This window comes from Nonomuraea lactucae (genome assembly GCF_003313395.1).
GTDB lineage: Bacteria > Actinomycetota > Actinomycetes > Streptosporangiales > Streptosporangiaceae > Nonomuraea > Nonomuraea lactucae.
The window spans coordinates 1-10,949 of record NZ_QNFZ01000967.1; the positions used below are offsets into that span (position 1 = coordinate 1).

The window sequence follows — 10,949 nt, forward strand, 5'->3', positions numbered from 1 at the left end:
CCACGTCGCGCCTGGCGGCGGCGTGCAGCTCGGCCCCGCTCGGGCCCCTGGTGAGCTCGGCGCCCGCCGCTCTGGCCGCCACGGCGGCGGTCACCGCGCAGACGAGCGTCAGCGCGGAGGCCACCACGAGGGCGGGCCAGCAGGGGCGGGCGATGTCCACGGCACCGACCTTAATGCGGGCGAGCCGGTGCCATCCCAGAAAACCGGACCCGGGACGAAACCGGATTCGGTGGGCTCAATAGGTGGGCAGGCTGGGGTCGACGGTCTTGATCCAGCTCAGCACCCCGCCGCCGACGTGCACGGCGTCGGAGAACCCGGCGTTCTTGACGACGGCCAGGGCCTCGGCCGAGCGCGCGCCCGACTTGCAGTGGAGCACGATGCGCTTGTCCTGCGGCAGCCTCTCCAGGGCCGAGCCGTTGAGGAACTCACCCTTGGGGATCAGCGTGCTGCCGGGGATGGAGACGATCTCGTACTCGTTGGGCTCGCGGACGTCGACGAGGAAGATGTCGTCGCCGTCGTCCTGCATGGCCTTGAGCTCCCCCGCGGTGATCGTGGAGCCGCTGGCCGCCTGCGCGGCCTCGTCGGAGATCGTGCCGCAGAACGCCTCGTAGTCGTCGAGCAGCTCGGTGACCGTCGGGTTCTTGCCGCACAGCACGCACTCGGGGTCCTTGCGGACCTTGACGTCGCGGTATCTCATCTCCAGGGCGTCGTAGATCATCAGGCGCCCGACCAGCGGGTCGCCGATGCCCGTGAGCAGCTTGATGGCCTCGTTGACCTGGACGGAGCCGATGGACGCGCACAGCACGCCGAGCACGCCGCCCTCGGCGCACGAGGGCACCATCCCGGGAGGCGGGGGCTCGGGGTAGAGGCAGCGGTAGCACGGGCCGTGCTCGGCCCAGAACACGCTCGCCTGGCCGTCGAAGCGGTAGATCGAGCCCCAGACGTACGGCTTGCCGAGCAGCACGGCCGCGTCGTTGACCATGTAGCGGGTGGCGAAGTTGTCGGTGCCGTCGACGATGAGGTCGTAGCCGGAGAAGATCTCCATGACGTTGTCGACGGACAGCGCGGTGTTGTGGATGACCACGTTCACGAGAGGGTTGATCTCGCGGACGGTCGCCGCGGCGCTCTCGGCCTTCGGCCGGCCCACGTCGGACTGGCCGTGGATGATCTGGCGCTGCAGGTTGGACTCGTCGACGACGTCGAAGTCGATGACGCCGAGCGTCCCGACGCCCGCCGCCGCGAGGTACATCAGCGCCGGCGAGCCCAGGCCGCCGGCGCCCACGCAGAGCACCTTGGCGTTCTTCAGCCGCTTCTGCCCGGCCATCCCCACGTCGGGGATGATCAGGTGGCGCGAGTAGCGGCGCACTTCGTCGACGGTCAGCTCGGCGGCCGGCTCGACCAGCGGTGGCAAGGACACGTTCTACGCTCCCGTTTCAGGGGTACCCATCTGTGATTGAAACCTAGCCGCCGAGTGGGGCATTCCCGAATCGCGCCTCGGCGATGAGACGGCGCGCCTCGGCGGCCACGACGCGGGGCATCTCCATCATCGCCACGTGCCCCGCCCGCGGCAGGAGCACGAGCCTGACCTGCGCGAACGTACGGCCTGCCTTGGCGGCCATGGCGGGTCGCACCAGCCGGTCGTGCCGGCCGTGGATGATCAGGGTGGGGGCCTTGACCCGGGCGGCCTGGCGCCACAGGTTGTCCTCGCCGCGCCGGAAGTACTCCGCCACGATGCCCCGCGCGGAGCCGATCATCGCCGGGCCCGCGTGCGGCAGGCCGTCGCGCCTGCGCAGTTCCTCGACCGCGTCGCGCAGCCGTACCGGGTGAACCGCGGCCATGTCGGCCCAGACCATCGCGAAGGAGGCGTTGATGCGGTGCTCGGCGGAGAGGAGCCGGAACTTGGCCGCCATCCACTCCCCGAGGCGTGGCATGGCCGCGGCGGCGATGCGGACCGGGCCGTACCTGGGCCGCAGGTCGGGCAGCGCCGGCGAGATGAGCGTCAGCGAGCGCACCAGGTCGGGGCGCTCGGCGGCGGCCCTGACGGAGACCGCGCCGCCCATCGAGTTGCCGAACAGGTGGGCCGGGCCGGTCTCCTCCAGCAGGCCGATCACGGCGCGGGCGTGCCCGGCGACGGTGTAGTCGCCGTCGGCCGGCGCGGGCGAGAACCCGGCCCCCGGCAGGTCGAGTGCGTGGCCGGTGACGACGCCCTTGAGCTCGTCCATCAGGTCGGTCCAGTTGGTGGCGGATCCGGCCAGCCCGTGCACGAACACGGCCTGTTCCGCAGCCTCGCCGGGGGTGGATCTGACGTGCACCGAGCCCACCATGCGTCCTGGCCAGTGCGAGATCGGCTCTGCTGCCATGCGCCCTCCTCCTCGCTCACTCCACCATAGCCAGCCCTCCCACCAAATCCCACCATCCACGACATATGCGACTTACGCCCATTTATGTGGACGTTATGTGACTTATGCGGTCGGCGAGGGGTCGCTGATAGCCCGGGGCAAAGTGGACATATCCTGTCAATTCATTTCATAAATGCTTAATGAGAGCAATGAGAGCGTTAGTGTATAGCAAAAGGCCCCGACTCCCGTTTGCGGCGCCCGCCCGCCGGAAATGAAAAGCCTCGGATGACGCTTTTAACCGCCATCCGCGATATTTCCGTTCGCTCCGGAAATATCGAGAACCAGGGCAACCGATCCTTTAGGGGGGAATTCAATGCCCACGTTCAAGAGTGTAATCGCAGGACTCGCACTGGCCACCGGCATGACCGGCGGCGTCGTCGGCCTCGGCGCGCTGACCACCGCGTCGGCCGCCGGCGCCACCACCGCCGGCGCGGCCACCTCGGTCGCGGGCTTCTCCACGGGGGGCTGCGGCTGGCGTCGCTGCTGGGGTGGCTGGGGTGGCCGCCGCGGCCACCACGGCCGTCAGAGGGTGAAGGTCCACATCCACATCCACAACAACAACACGAACGACAACGACAACGACGCTGACGCGGACGCTGTCGCGGTCAACGTGCCGAACCGCGACTGGCGCGGCAACAGCGGCCCGTTTGCGCTCGGTGAGTGATCCGGTAGGCGCTCCACCTGAGCCTCCGGATGGCCGGATGGGTGGCCATGCGGCCGCGTGACCGGTCTCGGTGAGCCTCGCTCACGCCTGAGTGCCTGTGTTCACGGGGGTCGTCGTTTTACCGAGACGAGCGACGACCCCACCGGACGCAGGCACTCGCGATATCAGCCGAAAAACCCGCGCCTGGACCGGGGACAATGTTCCGGGGCATATTTTCCGCGCGTTCGGCGTCCGACGCCGGAGCGTTTTTTCGCGCCATTCCCGAGGCGGAGAACAGAACGCACGGGTGGCGCGTTCGGTCACCATTCTTGGGGAGAGAACAATGGCCAAGTACAAGCACGCGATCGCGGGCGTCGCGGTCGCCACGGCACTGACCGGCGGAGCCGTCGCCCTCGCCGGCGCCACCAGCGCAGCCACCACGCCTACCGCCTCGACCGGCTTCAGCGCGGGCGGCGGCGCCTGCGGCGCCGGCTGGGGCTTCCGGTGCTGGGGCGGTCGTGGTCACCACGGCGGCCACGGCCGCCAGAGGGTGAAGCTCCGCATCCACCTGCACAACAACAACACGAACGACAACGACAACGACGCCGACGCGGACGCGGTCGCGGTGAACGTCAAGCCGCGGCCCACCGCCACCGTCACCACCGTCGGGCCCGTTCAGTAGGCCGCCCGACCCGGTGAACGGACACCGGGGGCGGGACCGAGTGCCTGTTCGCCGGGGTCGTCATACGCGACGATCCCGGCGGACGCGCGTTCCGCCGCCCGCGACCTCACGCGATGCCCGTGCGGTCGCGACGGTGCGCTCAGGCCGACTTGCGGGGCCTGCGCTTGGGCGCGGCCTTCTCCTCGCGGCCCTTGCCGCCCGCGGCCCCGGCCTTCTCCCCGGTCCTGCCCCCCGCCGCCTTCGACGACCTGGCCGCCTTCCGGCCCTTGGCGGGTTCCCCCTCGCGCTCCCGCTTGGCCGCCTCCACGCTGGCCCGCAGCGCGGCCATGAGGTCGACGGCCGGACCGCCCTCCTCCTCGACCTCCGGCGGCGCGATGACCTCCTTGCCCGCCACCTTCGCCTCGATCACCTGCTGCAGCGCCTCGCGGTAGGCGTCGTGGTGCTCCGTCGGGTCGAAGTCGGCCTCCATCGTGGTGATCAGCGACTCGGCCATCTTGAGCTCCTGCGGCCGTACCTCGATGTCCTCCTCCAGGAACTCGAAGTCAGGCCGGCGGATCTCGTCCGGCCAGAGCATGGTCTCCAGCACGAACACGCCGTCGCGCACCCGCAGCGTGGCGAGCGACTCGCGCTGCCGCAGCGCCACCTTGACGACCGCGACCTGCCCCGAGCTCTCCAGCGCGTCGCGCAGCAGCACGTACGACTTCGCGCCCTGGGCATCAGGTTCCAGGTAGTAGGACTTGGCGAAGTAGATGGGGTCGATCTGCTCGGCCGGGGTGAACTGGAGCACGTCGATCCGGCGTGACGTGCTCAGCGGCAGGTCCTCGAAGTCCTCGTCGGTGAGCACGACGATCTCACCGGTGGGCAGTTCGTAGCCCTTGGCGATGTCGGAATAGGGGACCTCCTCGCCATCCAGGGTGCAGACGCGCTTGTAGCGGATCCGGCCGCCGTCCTCGCGGTGGACCTGGTGGAAGGTGACGTCCTTCTGCTCGGTCGCCGAATACAGCTTGACCGGGATCGTGACCAGCCCAAAGGAGATCGCACCCTTCCAGATGCTGCGCATGGGCACTCCTCAGCGGTAGCGGGCGGCTCACCAATGGGCACATACCCGTCATGGGGCAAGCAATGCCATACCCGATGCCGTACCCAATCGAACCAATGCTGGCCGTACCTGGGGAACTCCCGCTCGACCGGGAGAGCTACGGCCTGGAGGTGAAGTGGGACGGCATCCGGGCGCTCGTGCACCTCGACGGCGGGCTGAAGGTCACGGGACGGCACGGAGCCGAGTACACCCGGCGCTACCCCGAGATCGCCGGGTTCGGCGTGCGGAACGCCGTCATCGACGGCGAGGTGGTCGCCCTGGACGCGGGCGGGCGGCCCAGCTTCGAGCGGCTGCAGCGGCGGATGCACCTCACCGACCCCGAGCCCGTCATGGTCAACCTCTACCCGATCACATACGTGCCGTTCGACCTGCTCTACCTGGACGGCATGCCGCTCCTCGACCTGCCGTACCGGGATCGGCGCAGCCTCCTCGACGAGCTCGACATCGGCGCCCCGCCGTACTTCCCCGGCGGGTCCGACCTGCTCACGGCCACGCACGCGCAGGGGCTCGAAGGGGTGGTCGCCAAGCGGCTGGACTCCCCGTACCGGCCGGGCACGCGCTCGCCGTGGTGGGTCAAGGTCAAGAACCTGACCACCAGGGACGTGGTGATCGGCGGCTGGAAGCCCGGCAGGGGCCGCAGAGCTGGCGGCATCGGCTCACTGCTCATGGGGGTGTTCACGGACGAGGGCCTGACGTACGTCGGGCACGTGGGGACCGGGTTCACCGACGCCGCGCTCGACGAACTCCAGGAGGCGCTGCGCCCGCTGGAGATCGCGCACAGCCCGTTCCGCGACCCGGTGCCCTGGCGCAACCGCTGGGTTAGACCGGATCTCGTCGGGGAGGTGGCCTACACGAAGTGGACCCACGAGCAGCGGCTACGCCACCCGGTGTGGCGCGGCCTGCGCCCGGACAAGATCCCCTCGGAGGTCATCCTGTGACGCGGACGAGCAGGAAGGTCCCGGTCAGGGTCGACGGCCGCGAGCTGGTCCTGACCAACCTCGACAAGGTGCTCTATCCCGAGGTGGGCTTCACCAAGGCCGAGGTGATCGACTACTACACCCGCGCGGCGCCCGTCCTGCTGCCGCACCTGCGGGGCAGGCCGCTGACCGTCAAGCGCTACCCGGACGGCGTCGGCGGCATGTTCTTCTTCGAGAAGAACGCCCCACGGCACACCCCGAGCTGGGTCAGGCGGGTCAGGCTCCCGGTCCCCGGCAGCACCAAGAACCGCGAGACCATCGACTTCGCCGTCATCGACGACCTGCCGACCCTGGCCTACTACGCCAACCTGGCCGCCCTGGAGCTGCACGTCCCGCAGTGGCGGGTCTCCCCCGAGGACGAGCCGCTGCCGCCCGACACGCTCGTCTTCGACCTCGATCCCGGCCCGCCCGCGACCGTCGTCGAGTGCTGCGAGGTGGCCCTCATGCTCCGCGACCTGCTGCGGGAGGAAGGGCTCACCGTGCGGCCCAAGACCAGCGGCAACAAGGGCATGCAGCTGTACGCCGACTGGGACTGCCGGGAGGAGCCCTCGGCGTACGCCAAGAGGATCGCCCGGTTGCTGGAGAAGGAGCGCCCCCGGCAGGTGGTCAGCGTGATGGCCAAGAAGGTCCGCCCGGGCAAGGTCTTCATCGACTGGAGCCAGAACAACCCGGCCAAGACCACGGTGGCGCCCTACTCTCTGCGCGCCGCGTCACGACCGAGCGTGTCGACGCCGCTGCTCTGGGAGGAGGTCGAGAACTGCGAACGGGCCGAGGACCTCGTGTTCACGGCGCCGGACGTGATCGCCAGGGTGGAGGAACACGGCGATCTTTTCGCGCGGGCGTAGTCTGGTGCCGTCCGCATCTACAAGGAGACCGCACATGTCGGAGATGGACACGCGAGGAGACGACGTCTCTCTCGACGTGGGAGAGCTCTCGATCGAGGCCCCCGAAGCCGACGCCGCCGAGCAGCAGCGGCAGGTGCAGGAGGAGCGCGGCCTGCGGGGAGTCGTCCCCTTCGAAGCCGATCCCGCCGACGCGGCGGACCAGGAGAGGGTGGTCGACCTCGATGACGACGACTACCGGTGAAGCGGCGTGACCACGACCATCGGCGAGGCGACGCCTGTCCTTGGGGCGGCGCCGACCCGCCCGTCTATCGGTGAGGGGCGTTGACCCGCCCGTAGGATGTGCGCACGAAGCGCTCTGAGAGACTCATGGGAGACCGCGTGACCGCAACCCCGGACGCCAAGCCCCGGGGCACCCGGCTGCCCCGACTCGCCCGCCGCCGGCAGCTGCTCAGCGCCGCGCAGGAAGTGTTCGTCGAGAACGGCTACCACGCGGCCGCCATGGACGAGATCGCCGACCGGGCAGGAGTCAGCAAGCCGGTGCTCTACCAGCACTTCCCCGGCAAGCTGGAGCTCTACCTGGCGCTGCTCGACCTGCACGTCGACGACATGGTCAACCGCTGCCGCGAGGCCCTCGCCTCCACCAACGAGAACAAACTGCGGGTGCAGGCGACGTTCAGCGCGTTCTTCGACTTTGTCTCCACCCAGGGCGAGGCCTTCCGGCTCGTGTTCGAGACCGACCTGCGCAACGTCGCGCCGGTGCGGCAGCGCGTGGAGCGGTCCCTGCGCGAGTGCGCGGAGATGGTCAGCGCGGTGATCCAGGAGGACACGGGCTGCACCAGCGACGAGGCCCATCTGCTCGGGGTGGGCCTGGTGGGCATGGCCGAGGTCAGCGCCCGCTACTGGGTCACCACGCACGGCTCGATCCCCAAGGACGCGGCCGAGCAGCTCATGGCCCGGCTCGCCTGGCGCGGCATCAGCGGTTTTCCGCGTACGGCGTAACCCGTTCGCTGCGCGCGATCACCAACCCTTTCCGGCCGCTCAGGGGTGACCATAGGAGGTGCCGGCCCCCGTCGGGCGACGGCTCGAAGCAGCCGCGACCACAGGCACGAAAGGGAGCACGATGGAAGTCAAGATCGGTGTGCGGTCCGTCCACCGCGAGCTCGTCGTCGAGACCGACCTGTCCTCCGAGCAGGTCGAGGAGGAGATCCGCAAGGCCCTGGCCGCCGATCGTGGCGTGTTCGCCATCACAGACGTGAAGGGCAGGCGAGTCGTGGTGCCGGTCGCCTCGCTCGGCTTCATCGAGATCGGCGAGGACGAGCCAAGGCCGGTCGGCTTCGGCGGCACCCTCTGACCCCGTGCCGGGTCGGCCCCGTCCCGGTGCGGAGGCCGGTCAGGCACACCCCGCGCAGCCCCGGACGGGCCGGGCCCGCATGTCACGCGCCCCCATGGACCCGAACGTGATCACGGGCCAGACGTGATCATGGGCCCGGACGGGACCGGGACGGACGAGACCACGGACCCGGCGGGGCCGAGCCGGGCGGGGGCCCGTGTCGCGCGCAGTCGTGGAGCCTGGCGGCGGCGGTCTCACAGCGTGCCCTGGAGCGCCTTGGGACCCCTCCAGGATCCTCCGGGGGCTCCCCTCGACGCGCGGGCACTGGCGGCCACTGGCGGCCACTGGCGGCCACTGGCGGTCGCCACGGGCGGGCGGCCCGCAACAGGCCCGGCAGCCGCGGTCGCCTACAGGCCCAGCGCGGTCATTCGCTTGCCGTGCGCCTCCGTCAGCCGGGCGAACATCCGCGAGATCTCCGCCTGGTCGTCGGCCCCTGCCTCCACCAGCATCCGCGCCAGCTCCGGCCGGGCCGCCGCCACCCGCTGGCCCTGACTGAGCGCCTCACCCACCAGGCGGCGGGCCCAGAGTGCCAGCCGGCCGGTGGCGACCGGGTCGGCCTCCAGCGCGGCCCGGACCCGTTCCACCACGAACTCCGAACGCCCCTCGTCCGCCAGCACCACGTCCACCAGCTTCGCGATCGGCGGGTCGATGCGCCTGGCCGCCTCGCGGTAGAAGTCGAACGCGATGCCCTCCCCCACGTAAGCCTTGACCAGCGCCTGCAACCAGTCGCCCGGCGCGGTCTGGGTGTGCCAGGCGTCCAGCGCGTCGACGAACGGCGCCATGGCCCGCTCCGGATCGGCCCCGAGCTCGGTGAGCTGGTCGCGCAGCAGCCGGAAGTGCCCGTACTCGGCCACCGCGAGCTCGCTGAGCGCGGCCCGATCGGCGAGGGAGGGCGCCAGCGACGTGGCGTCCTCGGTCATCCGTGCGAAGGCGCTGAGCTCGGCGTAGGCCAGCACGCCGAGCAGGTCGACCACACCAGGAGAGTCCTTCATGGAAGGCAGCGTACTTCGCGAAAATCTCGGGAACATCCATAAGCTCGGTCGACGTTGTGGTATCGAGTACACTGCTCTGTGAAAGTGCGACCGCTCTGTGTTAATTCGGGGAATCTCCCCGATAACCCCCCGCTCCCCGGGTCTGCGGTCGCTGATGACGCGAGAGGGCTGGCTCTACCGCGAGGACCCAGGCACGGGGTGTTTTCCGCCCGTCGGTCCCGGCAGGCCCGCCTTCATTTGAGACTGAGGCAGGCCACGCTGACGACTTTCCGAGACCTCGGAGTCACTCCAGAGATCGCCGATGCCCTCGAGACCGAGGGCATCGTCACACCGTTCCCGATCCAAGAAATGGCGCTCCCCCTCGCACTGAGCGGCCAGGACCTGATCGGCCAGGCCCGTACGGGCACCGGCAAGACCTACGCGTTCGGCATCGCGATGCTCCAGAGCATCGGCAAGCCGCGCAAGAACCGCAAGAAGCCACGCGGGCTCGTCGTCGTGCCCACCCGCGAGCTGGCAGTCCAGGTCAGCGAGGACCTGGTCACCGCCGCCGGCAAGCTCGGCTCCCGGGTGCTCACCGTGTACGGCGGGCGGGCGTACGAGCCGCAGATCGAGGCGCTCAAGGCCGGTGTCGACGTGATCGTCGGCACCCCCGGCCGCCTGCTCGACCTGGTCAAGCAGAAGCACCTCGACCTCGGGCAGGTCACCTCGCTCGTGCTCGACGAGGCCGACCGCATGCTCGACCTCGGCTTCCTGCCCGACATCGAGCGGATCTTCAAGCTGATCCCGGAGCAACGGCAGACGATGCTCTTCTCGGCCACCATGCCGGGTGAGATCGTCGCGCTGTCGCGCAAATACCTCAACCGCCCGACCCACGTGCGGGCGGAGCACGACAGCGGCGAGGGCGAGGCCACCCCGCAGGTCCGCCAGCTCGTGTGGCGCGCCCACCGGATGGACAAGATCGAGATCCTCGCCAGGATGCTCCAGGCCGAGGGCCGCGGGCTCACCATGGTCTTCTGCGAGACCAAGCGGGCCTGCGACATGGTCGCCGAGCAGCTCGACACCCGGGGCTTCGCGGTCGCGGCCGTCCACGGTGACCTCGGGCAGGGCCAGCGCGAGCAGGCGCTCCGCGCGTTCCGCAACGGCAAGATCGACGTGCTGGTCGCCACCGACGTGGCGGCCCGTGGCATCGACATCGACGACGTCACCCACGTGGTCAACTACGACTGCCCCACCGACGACAAGACCTACGTGCACCGCATCGGCCGCACCGGCCGGGCCGGGCGCACGGGCATCGCGGTCACGTTCGTGGAGTGGGAGGAGCTGACCCGCTGGAAGATGATCAATCAGATGCTCGGGCTCGACTTCGCCGAGCCGGAGGAGACCTACTCCACCTCCCCGCACGTCTACACCGAGCTGGGCATCCCCGAGGGCACCAAGGGCGTGCTACCCCACGCCAGCCGCTCGCGCGCCGGGCTGTCGGCCGAGCGGATCGAGGACCTGGGCGAGACCGGCAGGTCGCGCACTCGGGGACGCCGCCGCGACGAACGCGAGGAGCGTCCCGCCCGCACGCCGCGCCAGCGTCGCCGCACCCGCGGCGGCAAGCTCGCCCAGGAGGGCACAGCACTCGTGGAGACGCCGGAGGTCGAGCTCGTGGACAGCCAGTCGCACCGGAGCGGGCAGACGCCCGCCATCAACTCGGCGGACGTCTCCGCAGGCATCTCGGCAGGCATCTCGGCGGATGATGTCTCGGCAGGCACTTCGGCGGACGTCCCGATGGATGTTCCGGCGCAAGCCTCGGCGGGTGTCTCCGCTGGTGTCCCGGCGGGTGTCTCGGGGGGCATCGCGGCGGACGAGGTGGCGAAGGCGGCCGCCACGCCGCGTCGCCGCACCCGCCGCGCCGCCGCCGAGCCGATGACCGCGTC

The 10,949-nt window shown here is 70.1% G+C and carries 12 protein-coding genes; 8 read left to right on the top strand and 4 right to left on the bottom strand.

The genetic code is table 11. The annotated features are described in order from the left end of the window. Positions 1-235: 235 nt before the first annotated feature. Entirely contained in the window at positions 236-1,417 is a 1,182-nt protein-coding gene (gene moeZ, locus DQW85_RS34075) for an adenylyltransferase/sulfurtransferase MoeZ (protein ID WP_113703875.1), read from the bottom strand. A 43-nt stretch (positions 1,418-1,460) separates the two neighbouring features. Beyond that, entirely contained in the window at positions 1,461-2,360 is a 900-nt protein-coding gene (locus tag DQW85_RS34080) for an alpha/beta fold hydrolase (protein ID WP_113703876.1), read from the bottom strand. A gap of 352 nt (positions 2,361-2,712) precedes the next feature. Here DQW85_RS34080 and DQW85_RS34085 point away from each other — a divergent pair, with 352 nt between their 5' ends. Both DQW85_RS34085 and DQW85_RS34090 read left to right on the top strand, forming a co-directional pair. Next, a complete protein-coding gene (locus DQW85_RS34085) occupies positions 2,713-3,063 on the top strand; it encodes a hypothetical protein (protein ID WP_162795596.1) in 351 nt (116 codons plus the stop codon). Positions 3,064-3,385: 322 nt separating this feature from the next. After that, positions 3,386-3,724 carry a hypothetical protein gene (locus DQW85_RS34090; protein ID WP_113703878.1) on the top strand — a complete coding sequence of 113 codons (339 nt, stop codon included), beginning with the start codon at positions 3,386-3,388 and terminating at the stop codon, positions 3,722-3,724. A 139-nt stretch (positions 3,725-3,863) separates the two neighbouring features. Here DQW85_RS34090 and ku read toward each other — a convergent pair whose 3' ends face one another. Then, positions 3,864-4,784: a non-homologous end joining protein Ku gene (gene ku / locus DQW85_RS34095; RefSeq protein WP_113703879.1), complete on the bottom strand. Its 921-nt coding sequence runs from the start codon at positions 4,782-4,784 to the stop codon at positions 3,864-3,866. 95 nt (positions 4,785-4,879) lie between these two features. On the opposite strand from ku, the gene ligD (DQW85_RS34100) reads away from it, so the two are divergent. The 5 genes from ligD (DQW85_RS34100) to DQW85_RS34120 all read left to right on the top strand — a co-directional run bounded on the left by ligD (DQW85_RS34100) (position 4,880) and on the right by DQW85_RS34120 (position 7,996). Then, positions 4,880-5,761 carry a non-homologous end-joining DNA ligase gene (gene ligD, locus DQW85_RS34100; protein ID WP_113703880.1) on the top strand — a complete coding sequence of 294 codons (882 nt, stop codon included), beginning with the start codon at positions 4,880-4,882 and terminating at the stop codon, positions 5,759-5,761. Beyond that, positions 5,758-6,645: a non-homologous end-joining DNA ligase gene (ligD, locus tag DQW85_RS34105; protein ID WP_113703881.1), complete on the top strand. Its 888-nt coding sequence runs from the start codon at positions 5,758-5,760 to the stop codon at positions 6,643-6,645. The genes ligD (DQW85_RS34100) and ligD (DQW85_RS34105) overlap by 4 nt, the downstream gene beginning before the upstream one ends. A gap of 34 nt (positions 6,646-6,679) precedes the next feature. Further along, positions 6,680-6,886 (top strand): hypothetical protein, encoded by a 207-nt coding sequence (locus DQW85_RS34110; protein WP_240197604.1) that lies wholly within the window; start codon positions 6,680-6,682, stop codon positions 6,884-6,886. Positions 6,887-7,023: 137 nt separating this feature from the next. Beyond that, positions 7,024-7,644 (top strand): TetR/AcrR family transcriptional regulator, encoded by a 621-nt coding sequence (locus tag DQW85_RS34115; RefSeq protein WP_240197605.1) that lies wholly within the window; start codon positions 7,024-7,026, stop codon positions 7,642-7,644. A gap of 121 nt (positions 7,645-7,765) precedes the next feature. Further along, a complete protein-coding gene (locus DQW85_RS34120; RefSeq protein WP_113703883.1) occupies positions 7,766-7,996 on the top strand; it encodes a DUF3107 domain-containing protein in 231 nt (76 codons plus the stop codon). A gap of 386 nt (positions 7,997-8,382) precedes the next feature. Here the strand turns inward: DQW85_RS34120 and DQW85_RS34125 are convergent, their stop codons facing one another. Then, positions 8,383-9,027: a ferritin-like fold-containing protein gene (locus DQW85_RS34125; RefSeq protein ID WP_113703884.1), complete on the bottom strand. Its 645-nt coding sequence runs from the start codon at positions 9,025-9,027 to the stop codon at positions 8,383-8,385. Positions 9,028-9,375: 348 nt separating this feature from the next. On the opposite strand from DQW85_RS34125, the gene DQW85_RS34130 reads away from it, so the two are divergent. Further along, positions 9,376-10,949: DEAD/DEAH box helicase (locus tag DQW85_RS34130; RefSeq protein ID WP_240197606.1), on the top strand; the 1,574-nt coding region annotated here is incomplete at its 3' end.

What these genes read in the sequence shown, in the direction of transcription:
- DQW85_RS34110 (WP_240197604.1), top strand. Translation starts at nt 6,680, where the DNA reads ATGTCGGAGATGGACACGCGAGGAGACGACGTCTCTCTCGACGTGGGA.
- DQW85_RS34125 (WP_113703884.1), bottom strand. Translation starts at nt 9,027, where the DNA reads ATGAAGGACTCTCCTGGTGTGGTCGACCTGCTCGGCGTGCTGGCCTAC.
- ligD (WP_113703880.1), top strand. Translation starts at nt 4,880, where the DNA reads ATGCTGGCCGTACCTGGGGAACTCCCGCTCGACCGGGAGAGCTACGGC.
- DQW85_RS34085 (WP_162795596.1), top strand. Translation starts at nt 2,713, where the DNA reads ATGCCCACGTTCAAGAGTGTAATCGCAGGACTCGCACTGGCCACCGGC.
- ku (WP_113703879.1), bottom strand. Translation starts at nt 4,784, where the DNA reads ATGCGCAGCATCTGGAAGGGTGCGATCTCCTTTGGGCTGGTCACGATC.
- DQW85_RS34120 (WP_113703883.1), top strand. Translation starts at nt 7,766, where the DNA reads ATGGAAGTCAAGATCGGTGTGCGGTCCGTCCACCGCGAGCTCGTCGTC.
- DQW85_RS34080 (WP_113703876.1), bottom strand. Translation starts at nt 2,360, where the DNA reads ATGGCAGCAGAGCCGATCTCGCACTGGCCAGGACGCATGGTGGGCTCG.
- DQW85_RS34090 (WP_113703878.1), top strand. Translation starts at nt 3,386, where the DNA reads ATGGCCAAGTACAAGCACGCGATCGCGGGCGTCGCGGTCGCCACGGCA.